At 70.6% G+C, this 22,472-nt stretch carries 19 protein-coding genes and 1 pseudogene; 15 read left to right on the forward strand and 5 right to left on the reverse strand.

Annotation, left to right across the window (positions count from 1 at the left end):
* Window positions 1-13 precede the first annotated feature (13 nt).
* The 4 genes from HUT18_RS06880 (at window position 14) to HUT18_RS33585 (ending at window position 4,228) form a co-directional block, all read left to right on the forward strand.
* Window positions 14-772 (forward strand): TetR/AcrR family transcriptional regulator, encoded by a 759-nt coding sequence (locus HUT18_RS06880; protein ID WP_217710467.1) that lies wholly within the window; start codon window positions 14-16, stop codon window positions 770-772.
* A gap of 196 nt (window positions 773-968) precedes the next feature.
* Entirely contained in the window at window positions 969-2,585 is a 1,617-nt protein-coding gene (locus HUT18_RS06885) for a RodZ domain-containing protein (RefSeq protein WP_176098745.1), read from the forward strand.
* Window positions 2,586-3,005: 420 nt separating this feature from the next.
* Entirely contained in the window at window positions 3,006-3,746 is a 741-nt protein-coding gene (locus HUT18_RS06890; protein WP_176098747.1) for a hypothetical protein, read from the forward strand.
* A gap of 32 nt (window positions 3,747-3,778) precedes the next feature.
* Window positions 3,779-4,228 (forward strand): hypothetical protein, encoded by a 450-nt coding sequence (locus tag HUT18_RS33585; protein ID WP_254878457.1) that lies wholly within the window; start codon window positions 3,779-3,781, stop codon window positions 4,226-4,228.
* A 353-nt stretch (window positions 4,229-4,581) separates the two neighbouring features.
* On the opposite strand, the gene HUT18_RS06900 is transcribed toward HUT18_RS33585, so the two are convergent.
* On the reverse strand, window positions 4,582-6,996 hold the full coding sequence (locus HUT18_RS06900; protein ID WP_254878458.1) for an RICIN domain-containing protein: 2,415 nt from the start codon (window positions 6,994-6,996) through the stop codon (window positions 4,582-4,584).
* A 456-nt stretch (window positions 6,997-7,452) separates the two neighbouring features.
* On the opposite strand from HUT18_RS06900, the gene HUT18_RS06905 reads away from it, so the two are divergent.
* Window positions 7,453-7,734: a peptidylprolyl isomerase gene (locus HUT18_RS06905; RefSeq protein WP_176098751.1), complete on the forward strand. Its 282-nt coding sequence runs from the start codon at window positions 7,453-7,455 to the stop codon at window positions 7,732-7,734.
* 141 nt (window positions 7,735-7,875) lie between these two features.
* On the opposite strand, the gene HUT18_RS06910 is transcribed toward HUT18_RS06905, so the two are convergent.
* Window positions 7,876-9,522, reverse strand: a complete 1,647-nt coding sequence (locus HUT18_RS06910; protein WP_176098753.1) for an alkaline phosphatase — start codon at window positions 9,520-9,522, stop codon at window positions 7,876-7,878.
* A gap of 819 nt (window positions 9,523-10,341) precedes the next feature.
* Window positions 10,342-10,665 carry a nuclear transport factor 2 family protein gene (locus HUT18_RS06915; protein ID WP_176098754.1) on the reverse strand — a complete coding sequence of 108 codons (324 nt, stop codon included), beginning with the start codon at window positions 10,663-10,665 and terminating at the stop codon, window positions 10,342-10,344.
* A gap of 363 nt (window positions 10,666-11,028) precedes the next feature.
* Between HUT18_RS06915 and HUT18_RS06920 the strand changes: the two genes are divergently transcribed.
* The 5 genes and pseudogenes from HUT18_RS06920 (at window position 11,029) to HUT18_RS06940 (ending at window position 13,703) form a co-directional block, all read left to right on the forward strand.
* Window positions 11,029-11,616, forward strand: coding sequence for a DoxX family protein (locus HUT18_RS06920; protein ID WP_176098755.1), 588 nt, complete (start codon window positions 11,029-11,031; stop codon window positions 11,614-11,616).
* A 64-nt stretch (window positions 11,617-11,680) separates the two neighbouring features.
* Window positions 11,681-12,088, forward strand: a complete 408-nt coding sequence (locus HUT18_RS06925) for a MazG-like family protein (protein ID WP_254878459.1) — start codon at window positions 11,681-11,683, stop codon at window positions 12,086-12,088.
* A 158-nt stretch (window positions 12,089-12,246) separates the two neighbouring features.
* Window positions 12,247-13,080, forward strand: coding sequence for an NAD(P)H-binding protein (locus HUT18_RS06930; protein WP_176098756.1), 834 nt, complete (start codon window positions 12,247-12,249; stop codon window positions 13,078-13,080).
* 61 nt (window positions 13,081-13,141) lie between these two features.
* A pseudogene (locus tag HUT18_RS06935) lies at window positions 13,142-13,387 on the forward strand (DJ-1/PfpI family protein); the annotation flags it as partial.
* Window positions 13,388-13,514: 127 nt separating this feature from the next.
* Window positions 13,515-13,703, forward strand: a complete 189-nt coding sequence (locus tag HUT18_RS06940) for a hypothetical protein (protein ID WP_176098758.1) — start codon at window positions 13,515-13,517, stop codon at window positions 13,701-13,703.
* Between the two features lie 115 nt (window positions 13,704-13,818).
* On the opposite strand, the gene HUT18_RS06945 is transcribed toward HUT18_RS06940, so the two are convergent.
* Entirely contained in the window at window positions 13,819-14,265 is a 447-nt protein-coding gene (locus HUT18_RS06945) for an NUDIX hydrolase (RefSeq protein ID WP_176098759.1), read from the reverse strand.
* 502 nt (window positions 14,266-14,767) lie between these two features.
* On the opposite strand from HUT18_RS06945, the gene HUT18_RS06950 reads away from it, so the two are divergent.
* From HUT18_RS06950 to HUT18_RS06970, 5 genes are all read left to right on the forward strand, one after another.
* Window positions 14,768-16,978 (forward strand): glycosyltransferase family 4 protein, encoded by a 2,211-nt coding sequence (locus tag HUT18_RS06950; protein ID WP_176098760.1) that lies wholly within the window; start codon window positions 14,768-14,770, stop codon window positions 16,976-16,978.
* A 201-nt stretch (window positions 16,979-17,179) separates the two neighbouring features.
* Window positions 17,180-18,064: an amidohydrolase family protein gene (locus HUT18_RS06955; protein WP_254878942.1), complete on the forward strand. Its 885-nt coding sequence runs from the start codon at window positions 17,180-17,182 to the stop codon at window positions 18,062-18,064.
* Window positions 18,065-18,298: 234 nt separating this feature from the next.
* A complete protein-coding gene (locus HUT18_RS06960; protein WP_176098763.1) occupies window positions 18,299-18,721 on the forward strand; it encodes a hypothetical protein in 423 nt (140 codons plus the stop codon).
* A gap of 11 nt (window positions 18,722-18,732) precedes the next feature.
* Entirely contained in the window at window positions 18,733-19,344 is a 612-nt protein-coding gene (locus HUT18_RS06965; RefSeq protein ID WP_176098765.1) for a cell wall protein, read from the forward strand.
* Window positions 19,345-19,465: 121 nt separating this feature from the next.
* On the forward strand, window positions 19,466-20,365 hold the full coding sequence (locus HUT18_RS06970) for a MauE/DoxX family redox-associated membrane protein (RefSeq protein WP_176098767.1): 900 nt from the start codon (window positions 19,466-19,468) through the stop codon (window positions 20,363-20,365).
* An 83-nt stretch (window positions 20,366-20,448) separates the two neighbouring features.
* Here the strand turns inward: HUT18_RS06970 and HUT18_RS06975 are convergent, their stop codons facing one another.
* Window positions 20,449-22,140 (reverse strand): hypothetical protein, encoded by a 1,692-nt coding sequence (locus HUT18_RS06975; RefSeq protein ID WP_176098769.1) that lies wholly within the window; start codon window positions 22,138-22,140, stop codon window positions 20,449-20,451.
* Window positions 22,141-22,472 lie beyond the last annotated feature (332 nt).

A 22,472-nucleotide genomic window follows, 5' to 3' on the forward strand; every position in this document is an offset into this window, starting at 1 on the left:
AATGCTCAATAGCATGAGCGACGGATCACCCTCCGAAGAGTCCGAAGAGGCACGACCGGAGGACGACGGCACCCGGGAGGACGGCGGCACTCCGGAGGGCGACGGCACCTCGGCCGAGGACGGCACCCCGTCGGAACCGGAGCGCCCCCGCCGGGCCCGGCGGGCACCTGACCCCGAGCGCAAGGCGCGCACCCGGATGCCCCCTGCCGAACGTCGCCGCCAGCTCCTCGGCATCGGACTGCGCAAGCTGGTGGAGCGGCCGATCCACGAGCTCTCCATCGACGAGGTGGCCCAGGAGGCGGGCATCTCCCGGGGCCTGCTCTTCCACCACTTCCCGACCAAGACCGCCTACTACGACGAGGTGGTCGCCGCGGCGGCCCGGCGCGTACTGCGCAACACCGCACCCGACGAGGGCCTGGCCGCGGCCCCCGCGCTGCGCCAGTCCGTGGAGCGCTTCTTCGCGCAGATCGAGCGCCGCCGGGACTTCTATCTGGCCCTGGTCTTCGGCCAGGGCGCGGTCTCCCTCGGCGGCGAGCGGGTGGAGAGCCTGCGCGCCACGATCGCCCGGCGTGCGCTCGGCATCCTCGGCCTGGACGAGGGGTCCCTGCCGGTGGCCCACGCCTGGGCCGCCTACACCGAGGACCGCGCCCTGCAGTGGTCCGGCCGCCCGGCCCCCGAACGGGACGCGGCCAGGGACGCCGAGGTGACCCACTGCGTGGACGCCCTGCACGCACTGCTCGCGCTGAAGATGCCGTCGGCGGAGGAAAACTGAGGGGCGGGAGCCGCTGGCCGGTGGCCGGTGGCCGCCGGGGCATTAGCATGCCTGCTGGTGCGGGAACACCCCGGCCCGACGGCCGAACAGCCTTGCTGCCAACGCGAACAGCCTTGCTGGGAGCGCGAACAGCCTTGCTGCGAACGCCGGTCGGTCACACGGACGCGCGGGGTCGCGGCGGAGAGGCGTGCACGGGATGGGGTTCGACTCGGACCTGCCACAGCGGATCGGCGGGTACGCCGTGGAACGCAAGCTGGGCGCCGGTGGCATGGGAACGGTGTATCTGGCCCGCTCCCCGGGCGGCCGCGCGGTGGCCGTCAAAGTGGCACGCTCCGATCTGGCCGGTGACCCGCACTTCCGTGCCCGGTTCCGTGCCGAGATCGAGGCGGCCCGCAAGGTGGGCGGCTTCCACACCGCCCCCGTCGTCGACGCCGACCCCGACGCGGACGCCCCCTGGCTGGCCACCGCGTACATCCCCGGCCCCACCCTGTCCGGCCTGCTCGCCGGCCAGGGGCCGATGGACGAGGACCGGCTGCGGCAGCTGGGCGCTGCCCTGGCGGAGGCCCTTCAGGCCATCCACGCCTGCGGGCTCGTCCACCGCGACCTGAAGCCCGGCAACATCATCATGGCCGAGGACGGACCACGGGTCCTCGACTTCGGCATCGCCCGAGCCGTGGAGTCCACCCGGATCACCTCCACCGGCACCACCTTCGGCACCCCCGGATACCTGGCCCCCGAACAGGCCCAGGGCAGTGAAGTCAGCGGCGCCGCCGATGTGTTCGCCCTCGGCGCGGTACTCGTCTCGGCAGCGGGCGGCAGCGCCTTCGGCACCGGCGCCCCCATGGGCCTGATGTACCGCTCGGTGCACGAACCCGCGGATCTGTCGGCGGTGCCGGAGGCCCTGCGCCCGCTTGTCGCCGCCTGCCTGTCCAAGGACCCGGGCGCGCGGCCTACGCCGGACCGGTTGCTGCGGCTGCTGTTGCCGGGCGGGGACTCGCACGAGGCGACTGTGGTGGTACGCGGGGCACCGGGGGCGGTCGCGGGTGTGGGGGCGGTTACGCCTCCGGGGTCGGGGGCCACGAACGGTCCGGGGGGCAGCGGTACGGGAGGCCGTACAGACGGCGGCGGTACGGACGCCCCTGACGCCGCCCGCACCCCGACCCCCGTCCTTGGCGACACGGACCCCAACAGCAACGCACCCACCGTCGGTCCCGGCCTCGCGGACAGCCCACCGGCCTGGGCGGAGCACCGCGACGCCACCCCCGTCCCGCCGACCGCGCCGCCGCCCGGTGAGCAGCGCGGGCGGCGGCCCGGACGGTCGATCGCCATGGCCCTCGCGGCAGCCGCCGCCACGGGCGCGCTGATCGGGGGCGCGGTGTACCTCACGCAGCAGGACGGGGGAAATGACAATCCGTCCGCCTCGTCCCCGAAGCCCCCATCGGCTTCGGTGCCTTCGTCGAACTCGTCTGACTCGTCCGACTCATCTGAGTCACCGGGCTCATCGGGCTCATCGGATGCGTCGCCCTCGTCGCCGTCATCGGCCGCTCAGGAGCCGGGAGCACAGGGCAAGGTCACGGTTCAAGTCAGCGGCGCGGAACAGCAGAGCTGGGTGTCCGCCAAGAACTCCGCGGGCCGGATGCTCTTCGACGGGCTTCTCGGGCAGGGCGAGACCAAGACCTTCACGGACACGAAGGCGGTCAACCTGGTCCTCGGCGACGCGAGCGCCGTACGACTCGTCGTCAACGGCAAAGAGGTACCGAACGAGTTCACGCCCGGGCAGGTGGAGCGCCTGGTGTTCACGAAGGAGGACTAGCGACCTGAGTCGGAGACTCGTCGGCAGTGGGCGGCGAATCTCCGACCCAGGCCACTGAGCCGTTTCCTTCGAACCCAGCACGGCCGATCCGACGAGTGCCGCCCCAGCAGGCGGGCAGCCAGGCCCAGTTCGCCGCCGCTCGGTGCAGCCACCGGCATCGGCACGGCCACAACCCTGCGTCGGCATTTCAACCGGACAGTCGGGTGCCTCCGGATGCCTGTCGCCGGGCTTTTCGGGTGCGGCCTGCGCCAGGCACCTGACAGCCCGACAGAAAATGCCCCCTTGTCCACTCTTGTCCCAGGCATCTTGAGCACACATGATGGTCTAGACCAGAAGCTCTTGCTGTGCAGCTCTCGCCCTCCGACTCGACCTTCCAATGGCGCGGGCTGCCACAGGGCACACAAATCGGGGAACCCTTTGATGCGCCGTGAGTACGACTGCGTTCATTCCGGGTCATGGTGTGGAAAGTTGAAAGTGAAAAAGCGAATTGTTCAGGCGTCAGGCGCGTCCCTGGCAGCTCTACTTGTTTCGATAGGGCTCGCCGGAACCGCGATCGCGGCACCCGGTTCCGAAGCAGACCCAATCGACTCGACTCCCTCGGACGGCACAGGCGTGCACACTGCCCCGCCGGAAGAACCCACGGAAGAGCTCGTCGACGTGACGGACCCGGCCTCGGAACCTGATACCGGTCCGACTCCGGAGGCCGGGAACTCGAATCTTCCACCCAAGGAGGACTGTGGGCGGCCGTCCCGGATCTATACACCGGACAAGAAGGGGCGCAGCTATCACAAGGGAGTCGGTGCGACGCTCTCGAATACGAATCGCACCTCTCGGACTCTCAAGTCCACCTTTACGTCCGAAGTATCAGGGGAGGTGGGCGTCAGCGTCAGCGCGGGACTCACTACCAAGGTCGACTTCATGATCGCCGAGATTGAGGCGAAATGGGATGTTGAACTGTCCGCCAAGATAACCGCCAAGATGGGCGTCAATGTCATGGTGGACACACCGCCCAAGAAGACGACCAACGCCAAGTACGGCGTCTACCGCCTCAAGGTGACAGGCACCAGCTATCAGCATTACGGCTTCTGTCGCTACTCACCGAAGAAGACGGTCACCAGCTACACGCCTTACAAGGTGGGTTGGTACGTATGGGAAGAGTAAGCCGGAGGGGCCAGTTCGGTGCACGAGCGGCCATGACCGTGATCGGCGTGCTCTCATTCGGTCTCCTTCTCAGCGGATGCACGGAGGCAGCCACCGATGACCAGGCCGAACCGCATACGCTTCCTGAGAAGACGCGGCCATCAGGCAGGGCGGAAGAGGTGCCAGGGGAATCGGTGACCCGGGCCCCGAAGCTCGTGGAGGGGACGGCTCTCGCCGAAGTCGCTTCGGCGCGTGGGAACGGGAGTGTCGACCTCAACGGCAAGGTGGGCAAAGGACCTTTGACGCTCATGGTCAACTGCGAGGGAAAGGGAACCCTCAAGGTGGAAGTGAAACCCGTAGAGGTGCGGTTCCCTCTCGAATGCGTCGAGGGAGAGGTCAGCAGCACGATGAATCAGGTCGTTCTCAAAAGAGAGCGGTCCGACGGCTGGGTGAGCGTCACCGCACCGTCTTCGGTGCGCTGGGCGCTCACCGTGGGGAAATGAGTCGCCGTGCCGTCGGTGAATGAGCTGCAGCGTGTGCAGACGAGCATGAGAACAGCCCAAGAGGTGCAAGCCGAGAGCAGGAGGGGCCGTTTCGAAGCCGACGGACGCAGAGCGGGCCCGTTTCAGGGCCCGCTCTGCGCCGAGGCCGGAGAACACTATGGCGCTTACCCGGGGCATCCGTTGGACCGCCGGAGAGACAGCCCGGGTTCACCGCCCGTCCTCATGCGAACGATGGTCCTGCCATCGCCGGTAGATCGGTTCCGTAGCCGACTGGTGGCGGATGCAAGTGGAGAGGCAGCGCCGCCCGTCACTCCGGCCGGGCGGCGCTCCTTGCTCTCCGTGTCCGCCCGCCGTCAGTCCGTCCGCTCGATGCGCCAGCGCTGGACGGCGGCGCCTCCGGGGATGTTCTGCACCGCCTTCGCCCCGCTCGCCGTCGAGGCCTTGTCGACGTCCAGTTTGCTGCCGGTGGCGCGCGAGGTCAGCGTGTACGCGCCGTTGTCCGAGAGGGCGATCTGCCACTGCTGGCCGGTCCCGCCGTTGCCCTGCCAGAGGTGCAACGGGGTACCGGGGACCGGAGTGTTGCCCGGCACGTCGAGGACCTTGCCGCTGGCCGCACCGGTCACGGTGTAGTAGCCGTCACCGGCCGGGGTGAGCCGCCACCGTTGGTTGGCGCCGCCGTTGTCGTCCCACTGCACCACGGGCGTGCCGTCAGCGGTGCCGCCGCCGGAGGCGTCGAGCACCTTTCCGGTGTGCGCGTTGACCAGCTTGTACGTACCCTCCGGCAGCGCGGCCGACCGCCCCGGCTGGACGGAGAAATCGGCGTACTGCGCGGTGGTCCAGCCGCCGGTGCCGATGCCGGTCATGCCGCCCGCGTACGAGGTGTCCCGTACCGTGGTGAGTTTCTTGCCGTCGATGCGCACCGTGATCTCGGAGCCCTCGAAGGTCAGGGCGAGGCGGTGCCAGGTCCCGGTGCCCGGGGCCGTGACCTTTCCGCTCGCCAGGGTGGTGAACTTCCAGTCCTTGTCGGTCTTCAGGAGCGACCAGGCGCCGTCCTGGCCGAGGCGCAGGTGGTAGGCGTCCAGGCCGTTGTTGTTGCGGTTCTGGGTGCTCACGCGCCCGAGGATCTCCGCCTGCCCCTCCTCCTCGAGCAACACCCGTGCGGAAGCGGTGTAGTTGGACCAGCTCAGGTCACCCATCAGCGCGTACGGCTGGTGCCCGGGTTCGTCGGTCCACCGGATCGGGACCTGGGGAGCCATCTGCCGCAGACAGTTGCCGTCCCGGCCGCCGCCGCAGGGAGCCGACTCGAAGGCGCCGTTCATGGAGGCGAAGTACTTGGCCTCCCGGCCCACCGGGTAGTCCGCGAAGCTGTCCTTGTACGGCAGTCGCAGCGGGCTGCGCTCCGGACCGGTCGCGGTGGCCGCGCCCTGGCCGGTCGTGGTGGTGACGGTGTAGACGTGTCCGGGCTTCAGGGTGAGCCGGTACGTGCCGTCGACCGCGGTCAGGTCGCCCGCCGAAGTCATGCGCGGGTGGGCTGAGTTCAGGTCGGTGGACCAGACGTGCAGCGTGCCGCCGGGCAGTCCGCCCGCCGTCTTGAGGGTGACCTCCTGCTCGGCGGTGGCCTGCGTGGTCTCCAGGACGGTGCTCCAGGCGCTCTTGTCCGGGGCTGCGTAGCTGACGTAGCTGCCGTTCTCGCGCGCGCCGCCCAGGTAACCGCCCGCGGTGTCCAGGTACTTCCAGCCCCGGGCGGTGAACTGCGTGGTCTGCGCGGTGACCCAGGTGCTGCGGCCCACCCGGTAGGCACCCGACCAGGGCTGGTCGGCGACCACCATGCCCACCGTGTTGAAGTACTGGTTCGGATAGAGCGCCGCCACCAGCGGCCAGTGCATGAAGGACGTCATACGGCCGTCCAGATAGCCGCGGTTGATCCCGCGCGCCATCGCCGCGGCACCCGTCTCGGTGTCCTTGGAACCGTTCTCGCTCGCCCAGAGCGGCTTGCCGATGGCCACGGCGTCCGCACTGCTCGGGCAGCTGGTCATCTCACTGAGATATCCACAGGGATAGTGCGAACCGACCACGTCGATCGCCTTGTTCAGCTCCGGGTCCTTGCCCATGGCGGTGGCCACGTCCCAGCCGGCCGAGTCGTCGGCGACGATCTTCACCTTGTCGTAGCCCTTGGCGTCCAGGTCGGCGCGCAGCTTCTTGTACCAACCGGCGTCGTACCCGCGCTCGTTCCAGCCACCGAGGTAGTCGATGGTCAGTCCGTGCCGCTCGGCGCAACCCAGCCAGCGCACCAGGTAGTCGATCATGTCCTGGGACCAGAAGTTGCCGTCGCCGATCCAGCCGGGAGCGCCCCAGGACAGCGCGGCCAGCCCGATCCGCGGATTGCGCTGCTTGGCCTGCTTCATCAGCCACCATTCGTAGCCGTTGTCGCAGTTGACGGTTCCCCGCTCGTGCTCGATGGAGGACTCGGAGCCGTCGGTGGAGTTGGTGTCGCCGCCGATCTCGACCTTCAGCGTCTGGAGCGCCGCGCCCTGCCCCGGCTTGAAGAGGTAGTCGAGTATCCGGGCCCGCTGCGGCTCCGGATAGTCGACCAGCAGCCGCGAGTTGCCCCCGCCGCCGCTGATGGCGCCGATGCCGTCGAAGGTCCGGCCCGGGCTCGCGCCGTCCACGGTGATCGCCGTCGGGGCGGGCGGGGCCGCTGCCGCCGTCCGGTTGTCGAGTCCGGCGAGGAGGGGAACGCAGAGCAGGAAGGCCAGTAACAGCGCCACTCCGGGGACTCGGGGGGATCTGTCTCGGGGAGATCTGTAGCGGGCCGGGGCACGGGTGGGGTCCAAGCGCATACGGTCATCGCCTCCAGCGCTGAGTGAGAGGTGAACGTCGCTCAGCTTGACCGGGGCGGTTGAGTGAAGGCATGGACGCGCAGTGCGATCACTTGGACTTTTCACTCGGCCGACACCGTCGGTCCCGGCCTGTACAGGACGAGTTCACGCCCGGGCGGGTGGAGCGTCCGGTGTTCACGAAGGAGGACCAGGGATCAGGCGGGCCCTCCTCGACGTACCCACCGTGACCGCCTGTGAGAGTGTGCATGTCTGACATACGAAGGCTGCCTGCGGGAGGCCGGAGGAACCCGGGGCTGGTGGGAGCCGTGAAGCGCCACCACCCACGAGGTCCCGACCCGTCCTCCTCGGCGCCGCTGATGGGTACCGTTCGGAAGGATGTAGCCGATGGCTAGGGCAAGTGCACGTCACATTTTGGTCGCCAGTGAGGACAAGGCGTCCGAGCTCAAGACGCAGATCGAGGCCGGAGCGGACTTCGCCGAGGTCGCCAGGGCGAACTCCACCTGTCCCTCCTCGCGCCAGGGTGGTGACCTCGGCACGTTCAGCCCGGGACAGATGGTCCGCGAGTTCGACCAGGTCGTCTTCTCCGCCCCGGTCGGCACCGTCCAGGGGCCGGTGAAGACCCAGTTCGGCTTCCACCTCATCGAGGTCTCCCACCGCGAGGACTGACGCGAGGGGGCCGGGCCGCGTCTCGAACGTGGCCGGGTCATGAGGCGCGTGAGCGGGCCCGGTCGGTGCGAATGCGCCGACCGGGCCCGCCTGCTACGGCGCCGGAACACCAACTGTGCTACCGCGCCAAGAGGTTGAGGATCAGGCCGGTTCCAGGCCCGGGTTGCCCGCCTCGGTGACGAAGGAGCCCGAGGTGGTGAGCGGGGCTCCGGGGGTGGTGACGTGGGTGACCGTCTTGAAGTCGGCGCGGGCCTGGTCTGCGCCGTACTGGACCGTCACGTAGCCGCGACGCCCGTGGTAGAACTTCATGTGCGGGTTGGCCTGCATGTACGTGTCCCAGTTCGACGGCTTGTCCTCGCCGTCCTTGCCGCTGGCGATCGAGGTCGTGACGATCTCGGTGCCGACGGTCTTCGCGTCCGGGTCGCCGGGCTTCTCCTTGATGTCGAGCGCGTAGCTCTTGTGCACATCGCCGGTGAGGACCATCAGGTTCTCCACTCCGGCGGAGGCGGCACCGGCGAGCACACGGTCGCGGGAGGCCGCGTAGCCGTCCCAGGCGTCCATGCTCAGCTTCGCCTCGGCGTTGAGGTCCAGGCGACGCTCGGCGAACATGACCTGCTGCGGGACGACGTTCCACAGTGCGTCGGACTTGTTCCAGCCGTCGATCAGCCAGCGCTCCTGGGTGGCCCCGGTGATGGTGCGCTTGGGGTCGGTGGACTCCGGTCCGGGCACGTGGGCGGTGTCGCCGTAGGCCTGGTCGGAGCGGTACTGGCGGGTGTCGAGCACGTCGAACTGCGCCAGGCGGCCCCACTTGAGGCGGCGGTAGAGCTGCAGGTCGATACCGCTCGGCTGCTGGGCGGCGCGCAGCGGCTGGTTCTCCCAGTACGCGCGGTACGCGGCCGCGCGGCGGACCAGGAACGGGTCCACCGGCTGGTCCTTCTCCGGGATCTCGTCCGCGTAGTTGTTCTCGGTCTCGTGGTCGTCCCAGGTCACGACGAACGGGTGCGCGGCGTGCGCGGCACGCAGGTCCGGGTCGGACTTGTAGAGGGCGTACCGCAGCCGGTAGTCCTCCAGGGTCACCGTCTCGCGGTTGAACAGAGCGGGCAGCGGGGTGCTGAGGTTGCGGACGCCGCCGGCCGCGTTGACCGCGTACTCGTAGAGGTAGTCGCCGAGGTGGAAGACGACGTCCACGTCGTCGGCGGCCAGGTGCTTGTACGGGGTGAAGTAACCGTCGTGGAAGGCCTGGCAGGAGACGGCGGCGATGGTCAGCCCGGAGACGGCGGCGGCGGTGGCCGGGGCGGTACGGGTACGGCCCGTCTCGCTGATCCAACTGCCGGTGCGGAAGCGGTAGTAGAACACCCGGTCGGCGTCGAGGCCCTTCACGTCCACGCGCGCGGAGTGGTGGAACTCCGGGTGCGCGGTCACCGAACCGCGGCGCACGATCCTGGTGAACTTCTCGTCGCTCGCGAGCTCCCACGCGACCGTGATGCGCTCGGCGGGCAGACCGCTGTCGGCCTGGAAGGGCTTGGGGGCGAGCCGGGTCCACAGCAGCACGGAGTCGGGCAGCGGGTCACCGGAGGCGACACCGAGGGTGAACGGGTTCTCGGCGAGCTTGCGAGCGTCGTACTCGCGGGCGCTTGCGGCACCGGCCAGCGGGATGTTGGTGGCGAAGGCCAGCGCGGCGGCGGCGCCGGTCACGGTGAGGAAGCGACGGCGCCCGACGTGACGGGCGGCCTCGACGAACTCGGGAGTGTGCTGCGAAGGCGGAGTGTGACTGCTTGCGGGTGTCATCTGGCTCTCCCCTGACGATTACGGTCAGGGGCATTCGAATCGCGCAGTGCGGCCAGCGACTGTCACGTACAGAACAAACCGATGTCGGCGGAATGAGTTCCACATGGACCGGCGAGGAGTACGCGCCTTCGCGGTGAACTGACGGCAAACCCGGGCCGGGGCAAGGGAGTTGGAGGCTCGTCGGGATCTTTGCCCGGGACTTTGCCGGGGGCTGCGGCGGGGACTGCGGCGGGATGTTCGCGGGGTCCTCGCCGGGGGACTCCCGCCGCCCTACGGAGGCCTCGGAGGGCGGGCCGAGGGATGCCCCGCACGTCTCAGACGGCGACCCCGGACACGGCGGTCACAGCAACGGAGCTCTCCACAAACGGAATATGCCGGATCGCTTCACCTTGCGAGGTGGAAGCCTTATGCTCAACTCCCCCTCCATCGAAGCTTCACAATCGGAGCACGGTGGTGTGCGGCGGCGACACAACCGGGGAACGGGCGGCGCTACACCGTCCGGAAACCTTCCGGGGACTCCAACTCCGCCCCGCCACCGGCCCGTTCACCGGCCATCTTCTGGGGGGGGGAGCGGGCGGCCGCCCCGCGGCGATCCCTGGGGGCTTCCGTGCGCTGGGGGGCCACGGACGCCACGACCGCGGGAGCGGCCGCCCGCCGCACGACCAGCACGGAGAGCAACAGCCGGGCGGCCGCAGGGAGTTGGGCGGCAGCCGAGGAGAGGGATGCCGGGACTGCCGGGCCTTCGGCCCTCGTCCGTCCCCCGCCCTCCGTCCTCCGCCCTCCGCTCCCCGTCCGCCGCTCTCCGTCCGCCGCTCTCCGTCAGGCCTGACCGGTCTCGAAGTGTGTGATCTTGCCGTCGTCGACGGAGAAGGTCCACTTGGTGCGCATCTCGCCCCAGGTGTCGTTGCGGTAGTCGGCCACCAGGGCGCGGCCTCCCGCGGATTCGCTGGCCACGTCCATGTGCCCGTGCGAGGAGAAGATCTCCCGTTCCGTCCAGTCGGCGAGGTCACGCTCACTGCCGTCGTCGGCCATGGTCGCGCCGGGCGCGAGTGTGGCCTCGAACGCCTTACGGTCGTGCGCGTTCACCGCCGTCACGAAGGCACGGACGGTGGGGTCACTGAGTCTGGTCACCTGAATCGGCAAGGTACTTCCGCTCCTTCGGCGGCGGACCGGTGCCGGTCCGCCCGGTTGGTTCGCCCGGTTGGTTCGTACGGGACGCGTACGGGCTCGTACGAGAGGTCCCGTACCGAGGTCTCGCACGGGCACGTACCGAGGTCTCGTACGGGAGGCGTCCCGTACCGGACGGCACACGCGAGGGGTCCGACCGGGCCAGATTCGCACCGGCCCCAGGGCGGTGCCACGCGAGCGGGGCCGAGGGGGTTGCCCGGGCGGCGGGCGCCGGAGTGCCGTGGCCACTCGATCGGACGGTGCGAAAGACCTGCTCGGGGCCGGTCGGTGCGAGGGTGGAAGGCGTCCGCGACCTCGCCAGCCGGGAGTGCCGTCATCGTGACCTGCTACGACCGTAAAGACATGGGCCTGCTCCTGTTGCGCCTCGGCGCGGGAGGCATCCTCGCCGCACACGGCTCGCAGAAGCTCTTCGGCTGGTTCGGGGGCGGCGGCATCGAAGGCACCAGCAGCTTCATGGAGTCCGTCGGCTACTCCCCCGGCAAGGCGAGCGCCGTGGCCGCGGGCGTGGGCGAGCTGGGCAGCGGCGCACTGCTCGCCCTGGGCCTGGCGACCCCGGCCGCCGGTGGCGCGGCGATGGGCACCATGGCCGGTGCCTCCGCCGTGCTCGCACCCAAGGGCTTCTGGTCGCAGTCCGGCGGCTACGAGTACCCGCTGACCCTCGGCCTCATCGGTACCACCCTCGCCGTCATGGGCCCGGGCAGGCTCTCCCTGGACGACGCGCTGCGGCACAAGCTCAACCGCGGCTGGATGGTCCCGGCCGCGCTCGGCGCCGCGGCCGCGGCGGCCTCGGTCGTGGTGTGCTCGCGCGGGGCGGGCAGGTCCGCCGACGAGGGCGACGACGGGGACGGGGATGTTGCCGTCGGCGAGGGCGGGAACGGCTTCGGGGAGCTGGCCTCCGACGATTAGTCGGGCAGGTGCACGGACGGCCGGGCCGCCTCCCCCTGTCCGAGCGGTGTGGCAGGCTCCGCGCATGGATCACGGTCAGTTCCCCGTACAGCAAGGCGAGTTGTCGAGCGAGCCGTCGAGCGAGTTGTCGGCCGAGACGCTGTGGGCAACCATCGAGGAGTTGCACGACTGGCTCGACGGCAACCGCACCCTGCCACCGTCGGAGACCGTCCTGCTGCGGGTGCTCAAGCTCTCCGAAGAGGTGGGCGAGGTGGCCCAGGCCGTCATTGGGGCAACCGGCCAGAACCCTCGCAAGGGCGCCTCCCACACCTGGTCCGACGTACAGGCCGAACTGTGCGACGTCATCATCACGGCGATGGTGACCCTGCGCACGCTGACCCCCGAAGCCCGCGAGGTCTTCGCGGGCCACGTCGACCGGGTGGCGCAACGCTCGCGGGCGGCGCGGGGGCCCGGGGCGGGGGACGAGGCCTGAGGCCAGGGGCGGTTCGGGACCAGGCGGCGCGCGGCGGGAGTGGGAGCGGACACGGTGCCCACTGCCCCTCTGGCGTGCAGGCGTCTCCTTGACCTGAAGTGCGATTGAGCTTTTAGCGTGTTCTCAAGTTGATCACCTGGCGGCGGGAGAAGGCGCTCATGATCCTCGTGACCGGAGCCACAGGAAACATAGGAAGTGCACTACTGGGGGAGTTGCACGCATGCGGCGCGGGGCCGCTGAGGGGGTTCACTCGCGACGCCTCGCGGGCGGCGTTCCCCGCAGAGGTCGAGGCCGTCGAGGGTGACTTCGCGGTGCCGGAGTCGTTGAAAGCCGCTCTGGGCGGGGTGCGCTCGCTGTTTCTGTTGTCGCGTGTGGGCCCGGACGCGGAGAGCCTCGCGGCAGCCCGTCGGGCGGGTGTGGAGCACGTGGTGCTGGTGTCGTCCATTACCGTCCAGACCCATCCGCATCTGGGCCCCGCCGACGAGAACCTGACGGTCGAGCGGCTGCTCAAAGACAGTGGCATGGCCTGGACGATTCTGCGGCCGACGCAGTTCGCCTCGAATGCTCTGATGTGGGCGGCGTCGATCCGCGACCGTGAGACGGTCCGCGCGCCGTATGCGGACACGGGGCTGCCCACGATCCACCCCGCGGACATCGCGTCGGTGGCGCGGGTTGCGCTGACCGAGCCCGGCCACCCGGGGCGGACATATGCCCTGACCGGTCCGGAGCCGGTGACAGCCCGGCAGCAGGTCGACGCCATCGCGGCAGCCGTCAGGCGAGAGGTGCCCTTCATCGAGATCAGCCGACAGGAGGCCCGTGCCCAGATGGTCGCGGTCTTCGGGCACGAGGCAGCGGATGCGGTGCTCGACGTCACGGGCGGAGACGTCAATGACGAGTTGCTCGCGGTGCGCGACACGGTTTCACAGGTCACCGGCTCGCCGGGCAGACCGTTCCGGCAGTGGGTTGCGGAGAATGCCGACATCTTCCGCTGAGACGCCTTCGCATCGCATCACCACGCAGGGCGGGAGCCCTCCGGACTACCTCGCCCCGCACGGCGCGACCCATGTGGCCGAGCGCTACGTCCGTTCCGGCAAGTACGTCACGTCGGCCGGGGTTTCGGCGGGTATCGACATGGCCCTGTACCTCTCGCAGCAGATCGCGGGCGAACAGGTCGCGGGGGCCCTTCAGTTGGCGGTCGAGTACGACCCGAAGCCGCCCTTCGACACCGGCAGCCCGGAGAAGGTAGGACCCGAACTCCGGGAACTGGCACTGCGGTTGCTCGCCGAGTCCGCGGAGTAGACAGCCACACAGGCCGCGCCCGGAGGGGCCGGCAAAGGCGGCCGCCGCACAGGGGACGGCGGCCGCCCTCGCCCGCGCGGCCGAGAATGCACTGTGCGGGACAGGGACTGAGGCATATTCTCTTCACATGTCCTCCACCTCCGCCGCTTCCCCGTCAACCGGGAAAGCACGCTCCGCAGATGTCGTGAACGAGGAGATACGCGCCCTGTGGCTGCGCGCCGGTGGGAAGTTGACGGTCGAACAGCGCCGTGAGTACGAGGCCCTGGTGACGGAATGGGCGCAAGCGGTACGTGGGGGAATCGTGGAGGCGGCCTGAGCCCCTCCGGCACCACGACCGGCGCCACCACCTCCGGCAACAGCACCTCGGGCAGGGACTCCGGCACTCCCACCGACAGCGGACCCACCCCGCGCACTCGGCCGCGCCCCGCGGCTCAGCGCCCCGCGCGCCCCTCCCGCCACACGGACACCGACCGCTTGTAGCCGTCGGCCATGTTCAGCCCCTCGACCTCCCTGGGCGGGAAGAGCCCGAGGCGTCCGGGTTCGTCGGAGACCAGGGGGACCTGGTCGGCGGCGCGCACCTCGCAGCCGTAGGTGACGACCAGGGCGCGCCGGCCATAGCGACCCTCATGGATCCAGACACCGCCGGGGACCAGGGGGCCCACCTCGACCAGCCAGCCGGTCGACGCCAACAGCTCGTGTTCCAGGGCGAGTTCCGGGCTACGGTCGCCCGGGAGGCCGCCGTCGGCACTGCCGGTTTCCAGCCGCCGTCCGGGCAGTTCCCACTCACCCTGCTCGTTGCCCAGGAGCAGCACCCTGCCGTCGGCGTCGAAGAGGACGCCCTTCACGAAGACGGGCCAGGTCGGCGGCGCGAAAGTCATGGTTCTCCTCGTCCGGAACGGGCCTGACGGTGGCTCACGGGTCTTGCGCATTGTGGCAGCCCGCCGTCCGGGCTCCCGGGTATGCGCGCGTACGCGGAGCACCCGGCACCAAGACGGACTCTTCGTGACTTCTGCCACTGAAGCACCACCGGCAGGCAACCCGTGTACGCGGCAGGCGTCTTAGCCGATGTGGCCGATGAGTCATGGGCCACCCTCCGCGCCCTCTCCCCCTTGCCCCTCACGACCAAGGGCACACGAATGGCGCATGCCCGTACGGCGAACGGAAGAGTGATTCTTTGACAAATACCGACATTGCCTGCCTTAATTCCCCAGCTCGGTGGTCGTGGCAGGGAGCGGTGCGGATCGTGGCGGTCCGCCACGCCGACGGGCGGACCCGGCACCGGGCGGACACCCGCGGCCGGACAGACGCGGGCCACCGGGTCCGCGGACCAGGACTCCCCGTTCCTCCGGAGCGGGCCGCGGGCAGCAGGGGCACCGGCACATGAAGATCCAGTTCCTGATCCACAACGCGTACGGGATCGGCGGCACCATCCGGTCCACCGTCAACCTCTCGCAGGCACTCGCCGAGCGGCACGAGGTCGAGGTCGTCAGCGTGCACCGGGTGGCGGACGAACCCCGGCTGGCCCTCGATCCGCGGGTGCGGCTGCGCTCGCTGGTCGACATGCGCGAGGACGCCCCCGGCTACGAGGGCGACCACGAGCTGACGGCCCGGCCCAACACGATGTTCCCCGACGCGGGCGTCGACTTCGGCAAGCTGCGGTACACGGCCCTGCACGAGGAACGCATCGCCGCGTTGCTGCGCACCACCGACGCGGACGTCGTGGTGGCCACCCGGCCGATCCTCAACGGCTACCTCGCGCGCTACGGGCAGTCCCGCTGTCTGCGCATCGGCCAGGAGCACCTCTCGCTCGGCGCGCACAGCGCACAGTTGCGGGCGGACCAGAACGCCGCCGTCGCCGGACTCGACGCGTTCCTCACCGTGTCCGAGGCCGACGCCGAGCAGTACCGCGCGGCGCTGCCCGAGGCGAAGGCCCTCATCGCCTGCGTACCCAACGGTGTTCCGGCGCCGCAGGTCGAGCCGTCCAGCCTGGACTCCAAGGTGATCGTGGCGGCGGGGCGGCTGGTGGCGGTGAAGCGCTACGACCGGCTGGTGGAGGCTTTCGCGGTGGTGGCCGAGGAGTTCCCGGAGTGGACGCTGCGGCTGTACGGGCGCGGCCCCGAGAAGCCGCGGCTGCGCCGCCTGATCGACGAAGCGGGCCTGTACAACCGGGTGTTCCTGATGGGCGCGGTCTCCCCCATCGAGACCGAGTGGGCCAAGGGCGCGCTGGCGGCGGTGAGTTCGGACCAGGAGTCGTTCGGTATGACCATCGTGGAGGCCATGCACTGTGGCGTCCCGGTGGTCGCCACGGACTGCCCGCACGGCCCCGCCGAGATGATCAGCCACGAAGAGGACGGCCTGCTCGTCCCGCTGACCGGCGACGCACGGCAGGACGTGACGGCCTACGCGGCCGCGCTGCGCGACCTCATGTCCGACGCCGCGCTGCGCCGCCGCCTCGGCGACGCGGCCCGTGAAAAGGCCGCGGTGTTCGCCCCCGAGGCCGCCGCCGCACGGTACGAGGAGATCTTCCGCTCGCTCGGCCCGCAGGGGGCGGACTCCGCGAAGGAGATCGCCACGGATGCCCGCAAGGACGGGCGCGCGAACGGGTCCGGCACGACGGGCGGAGGCCTGCTGCGCCGGATGCGCTCCGCATTCGGCGGCAGGCAGGCACAAGCGGGTACGGACCGCGCCGCCAGTTCCTCCCGCAGCGGCTCCGGGTCCCAACCCCGGCCCCCCGTACGCCCGTTGGCCTACGCCCGTGCCACCGACGACGGCGGGGTGCAGATCCGGCTACGGGAACTCCCGCTGCCTGCCGCCGAGCTCGACTTCGTGGCCCGGCTGCGGCGCGATCCGCGGCAGCGGGAGATCCGTACGCCGCTGGTGACCGCGCCCGACGGGGTACGCGCCGAGGTGGGGGTGAGCCTCAAGCACGGCGAACACCTGCTGGCCGAGGGGCGCTGGGACTGCTACGTGGCGCCGCGCGGCAGGGACAAGCGGGTACGGCTGGTCGCGGGCCTCGCCGAACAGGCCCGGCTGCTCGGGCTGCCGCCGGTACTGGACGCGCAGGGGGTGGCGGCCTGGATCCCGTACGCCACCGAGGACGGCTTCCTGGCGCTGCGCACCTGGCGGCGCGGCGCGCACGCGGAGATCGAGTCGGTACAGGTCGCCCGCGAGGGCGCCACGGTGACCGCCCGCCTGCTCACCCTCACCGAACTGAGGCCCGGACAGGGCGAGTTGCGTGCCGCCTCGCGCGAGGGCGACACGCTGGACTTCCGGGTGCCGGTGGAGGAGCTGGGCGACGGGGCGTTCCGTTTCACGCTGCCGTACGACCAGGCGCTGGCGCGGCGGGCCGCCGAGCAGGACGTGTGGGACCTGACGCTGCTGCCGGTGCCGGGCGGCACTCCGGTCACCCTCGGACGTATCACCGGGGACGGCGTCGACCGCAAGAAGACCGACGTCTTCCCGGCCGAACTGCACGAGCACCCCGACCGCGGCACGACACGGCTGCGCCCGTTCTTCACGGTGCACAACAACCTGGCGCTGAGCGCCAAGGACGTGACGGAGGCGGTGGCGGGAGACGCAGACGGCGGCTGACGTGCGGGGCGGAGGTCGGCGGCGGGGCGGCCGGTGTGACGGAGACCTCACCGCACACCTTGCGAGAACGGTCGCTTCGGCCCCCGGCCGGGACCGATCGTGGGCAGCATGGACGATCAGCGCATCACGCTCGCCGGCTCCGCCGCCTCCCCCGACGGCCAGGGCAACAGCCCCTCCGCGACCACAGGGCCCGAGAGTGACATGACCGCACCCCAAGAGGCCGCCGAGGTAAGGGAGTTCTGGAGCCGACTCGGCCTCCCCGGCCTGATCGACGTCCACACCCACTTCATGCCCGAGCGGGTCCTGCGCAAGGTCTGGGAGTACTTCGACGCCAGCGGTCCGCTGATCGGTGGGGCCGGGTGGCCGATCACGTACCGGAAGGAGGAGGCCGAACGGACGGCGCTGCTACGGGAGTTCGGTGTCCGGGCCTTCACCGCGATGCTCTACCCGCACAAGCCGGGCATGGCGCGGTGGCTGAACGAATGGGCGGTCGACTTCGCCCGTCGCACGCCCGACTGCCTGCACACCGCGACCCTCTACCCCGAGCCGGACGTCGAAGCGTACGTCCGCGAGGCCATCGAGGCGGGCGCGCGGGTGTTCAAGGCCCATGTGCAGGTCGGCGCGTACGACCCGACCGACGAACTGCTCCAGCGGGCATGGGGATTGCTCGCCGATGCCGGGGTCCCGGTAGTGATGCACTGCGGCTCGGGACCCGCGCCCGGCAAGCACACCGGCCCCGAACCCGTCGGGCGCCTCCTCGCGCGGCACCCGAGGCTGCGGCTGATCGTCGCGCACATGGGCATGCCCGAGTACGAGGAGTTCCTGGACCTCGCCGAGCGGTACGACCAGGTGCGGCTGGACACGACGATGACGTTCACCGACTTCACCGAGGGCTTCATGCCCTTCCCGCGCCGCGCCCTGCCCCGGCTCGCCGCCCTGGGCGACCGCGTCCTGCTCGGCTCCGACTTTCCCAACATCCCCTATCCGTACGTGCATCAGTTGCACGCCTTGGAACGGCTCGGTCTCGGAGAGGAGTGGCTGCGGGCCGTGTGCCACGACAACTCGGCGGAGCTGTTCGGCATTTAGCTCCCGGCGGGCGGCACGAGCGGCAACGGCGGCGAGGTGCCGAACGCCATCTATGCAACCCGCGTAGATGCGCGCATCATGGGGTTGCTTCGCCCGCACGACCACTTCGGCCGCACCCCGGGCACCTCCCTTTCGCACGTCCACGCCTCGGTGGCGACGGCCGGAAGAACGTGAGCATTCATGACATGCCCACGTCATTTCACCGTCAACTCCATCCCCCGAGGAGGGACAACGATGGCTTGCGGATCGAACAGCCTCTGGGCCGGCGAGACCACCTGGTTCTGCTGCGGCAACGCCTGGGGCCCCTGCGGCAGCACCGGTGGCGGCGCCTGCGGCAACTGCCAGTCCGGCGCCCGGCACGGTGCCTGGCCCAACGCCTCGCAGAACTGCTGGGACATCACCCGGCCCGACCTGTGCGGCGAGAACATCCCCCGGCGCGGCTGCGGGTCGGTGATGAACGTCAGACATCAGTGCTCCGGCGCGACCGTGTGCATCACCATCACCGACTGCGGCCCGCGCACCAAGTCCTGGTGCGGCGAGAAGACCTGCTGCAACGGCACCTGCCGCACCAACCGCGTCCTGGACCTGACCCCGGCCGCGTTCTCGGTGATCGGCAACCTGAGCTCCGGCAAGCTGCCGGTCTACATCTACGAGTGAGGAGGCGGACCATGACCGTACGACACGACCGCGCGGGCCTGGCGCGCAGACGCTTCCTCGCCACCGCCGCGCTGAGCGGCGCCACCATCGTCGGAGCGAGCGCGCTCGGCGGCTTCGACGCCGACGCGGCCTTCGCCGCCGAACCCTCGCTCGACCCCGCCATCGCCGACTCCTCCTTCGTGGAGGGCCTGATCACCGGCATCACCGGCAGCGTCCTGGAGGTCACCAGCTCCCAGGGCGAGCACTTCCGGGTGCAGATGACCAACGTCACCAGCGTGTGGAAGGTACGGGCCACCACCGCCGAGGTGATCGAGGTCGGCGACGGGCTGTACGCGCGCGGGGTGCGGATGCCCGACGGTGTGCTGGCCGCCGACGCGGTCTGGGTGAACATCGTCAACCTCGACACCGAGATCCGCGGCATCGAGAAGCACCGCCTCCATCTCGCCCACGGACACCACGAGTTGGTGGGCAACGTCGTCACGGACACGACCGCCTCGTACGCGGGCCGGGCGCTCACGCCTGACCTGTCCAGGCTGCGCATCGGCCAGCACGCGCAGGTACTGGGCGCCTGGCGTCCGGCGGACGACTCCGTCGACGTCGTCCGTATCTCCGTCGGGCACTGACGGCCGTGCGGACGGGCAGGCTGACGGGCGTGCGGGCAGGCGTGCGGACAGGCACGCGGACGGCCGTGCGAACGGCCGTGAAAGCGACAGCGCGCGGGACGAGCGGGATGCGGGAGGGGTCATGGTGGCACTGACAACGGGGCTGCTCCCGCTGGTACTTGCCGGGCTGCTCGGCTGGACCGGTGCGGTGAAGGCGTTCGGCCGGGGCACCGCGCGGCAGGCGCCGAAGACCGCGCTCGCCCGCATGCTGCGCGACAGTGCGCGGGCGACAACGGTGCTACGGGCCACCGGCGCGGCCGAACTCCTGCTCGCCGCAGGTCTGTTGGCGGCTCCGGGGCATCCGGCCCCGGGGGTTGCGACGGCCGTGCTCGGGGCGGGTTTCCTCGGCTATCTCGGGTACGGCAGGGCGGCGGCGCCCGAAGCCTCCTGCGGCTGCTCGGCGAGCGAGGACGCACCGGTCACCTGGCGGGCCTTCGCCCGCGCGGGTGTGGTCCTCGCGGGCGGGGCCACCGTCGCGACAGCGCGGGAGGAATGGTGGTCGCCGCTCGGTTCCCGGCCGCTCGGCTCGGCGGCCTTCCTGGCCGTGGCGGCGCTGGTGGTCGTAGCGCTCTCGGCCGACCTGGACCGGTGGTGGCTGCTGCCGCTGCGGCGCGGGCGGCTGCGGGTGTTCGGGCATCCACTGCTTGCCACTTCGGGCACCGGGCGCGTGGTGCCGGTCGCCGCGAGCGTCGAACTCCTGGAGGGCTCGCTCGCCTGGCAGGCCGCCGCACCGGTGGTCCGCTCGGCGCTGCTCGACCACTGGGAGGCGGACGGCTGGCGGTTCCTGCTGTTCTCCGGGGTGCACGGGCAGGGGGCCTCGGCGCGGCCCGTCTCCGTCGTGTTCGCCCTCGACGCCGGTGCCGGGCTCGACGCTCCCGGGGATCCCGTGGTCCGGGTCAGCTGTGTGGACGCGGACACCGGGCAGGCGCTCGCCCTCGACCTGGAGCGTCACCCCGTACTGGCCCGGCGGAGCTTGATGTGACTTGAGGTGATGGGCGTGCCACCGGTGGGGCCGGCGGCGGTCGCTCGCACCTGGCACACGTTGTCGGGCGTGGGGAGCCGCGGTCAGTGCCGCGTGTCGCAGCAACCGCCGGTGGCCTCGCCGTCGTCGACGGGTTCGAGGCGGCAGAAACAGGAAGACGCGATCGGTACGTCCGCCAGCGCGGTGGCGATCGTGAGCTGCTGAGCCACGATGCGGGCCTCGCCCTCTTTGCCCAGGCGCGTCAGGCATTCGTGGAACCCGTGCAGGGCCCAGACGTTGCCCGGGTGTTGCAGGGCGCGCGGAAGGGCGCCGTCCAGGCCGAGGTCCGCGCGGTAGACCGCTTCGGCCTCGGTGATGCGGCCCTGTTCGAGGAGCAGGGCGCCGTAGGCGTGCCGCACGGGCTGCATCCAGCCCCAGGGCTCGTCGTAGGGAAGGTTGTCGTCCAGTTCGATGGCACGTTCCAACGAGGCGAAGGCGGCGTCGTAGTCGCGCTTGCGGTACTCCAGTTCGCCGTCGAGCATCGCCGAGGCGATGGCGAGGATGTCGGCGCAGGTGTTGTTGAACAGCATGCGCGTCGTGGGGACCTCGGCCTGTGCCGCGCGGAACAGGAGGCGCTCGGCCTCTGCTTCGGCGACCCGACCGACCGCGGACAACGCGACACCGCGGGCGTAGTACAGCATCGCCGTCGTCACGCTGTAGAGCTGCTGGTCGGTGGGCAAGGGCACTCGCAGGATGTCCGTCCAACGGCCGAAGCGGATCAGCACATGGACACGCATGGCGAAGAAGGCTTCCAGCCAGTCGGCCATGGGCGGGCTCTGGACGCGCAGCAGTTCCTCCGTCAGCGACGCCTCGAGCGCTGCGACGCTCTCCATCGCGGTTCGGTACTGGCCGAGGAACATCGCACCGTAGATCTTGAAGTGGTGGTTGTGCGCCCGGTAGAGGGTGTAGAAGTTCATCGCACCGGCCCGCGCGAGGTACTTCTCGTCGGCGGCGATCGCGTCGCTGTTGTCCGACACCACACGCCGGTAGTCACCGCACAGCACGTCCAGGTGCGAGGGCATGTGCCGCAGGTGGCCGGCGTCGGGCACCAGACCGCGGAGCAGGTCCGCGACGGGGAGGGCGACTTCGGGGGTCGGGGACATCTCCATCAGGTGGATGTACAGGTGCAGGATGCCGGGGTGCCGCTTGCCGGCGTCGGTGGCGACCGCGCGGTCGAGGACGGCCTTGGCTTCGAGGGTGCGGGCGCCCTCGGCGGGCCTGCCGCTGTGGATGTCCCACAACTGCCAGGGGGTGAGGTTCATCAGGGCATCGGCGTACAGGGTGGCGATGTCGAGGTCGTCGGGGGCGAGTTCGTGGACGGCGCGCATACGGTCGGCGTAGGGCCCATTCCACACGGAGCAGTCCTCGACGGGCCGCGCTTGCGGATAGCGGGCGCGCAGCGCGTTGATCAGGGCCCGTTCGACGGGCGTCCCGCGCACAGCGGCCTTCTCGTGGGCACGCTCGACAGCTGCGTGGGTACGGTCGACGGTCTGTGCCAGGTCCTGGCTGTCGAAGGCTTCCCAGGGTTTGTTGTAGTGGGGACCGAGCGCGTAGGCGATGCCCCAGTGGGCCATGGCGCACCCCGGATCCGCCGCGGCGGCCGCCTCGAAGCAGGAGACGGCTTCCTCGAGGTTGAAGGAGTACGTCCACACCAGCCCGCGATCGAACCAGAGCTGGGCCTGCGGGGATGAGGTTGTCACCGGCCGGCTGTGCGCGCCGAGGTCGTAGTAGCCCACGTTTCCCTCCTGACCGCGGTGCCGCCCGGGCGCGGACCGCACAGACGAGTTTCGCGCCGAGAGCGGCCACCCTCGGCGACGCCGCGCCGCTGTCGAGGCGATCCGGGCACGGCCCGAGACCGCGCCCGCACGGGGGGACGCGGTACGACTCCCCGGTGGCTTCGGCCGCCGGGGCAGGGGCAGGGCCGGACCAGTGGCGGCTGGTCCGGCCCCGTTCCCGCACCGCCGCCGCCCGGCACACCGCTCACGCGGCGGGGCGGCTTCGCGGTACCTCGTGACCACACCGAATCCGGTGCCCACATGGCCACGTCCGGCAGGCCGGGTCGCCCCGG

The organism is Streptomyces sp. NA04227, from assembly GCF_013364195.1.
Taxonomy (GTDB): Bacteria; Actinomycetota; Actinomycetes; order Streptomycetales; family Streptomycetaceae; genus Streptomyces.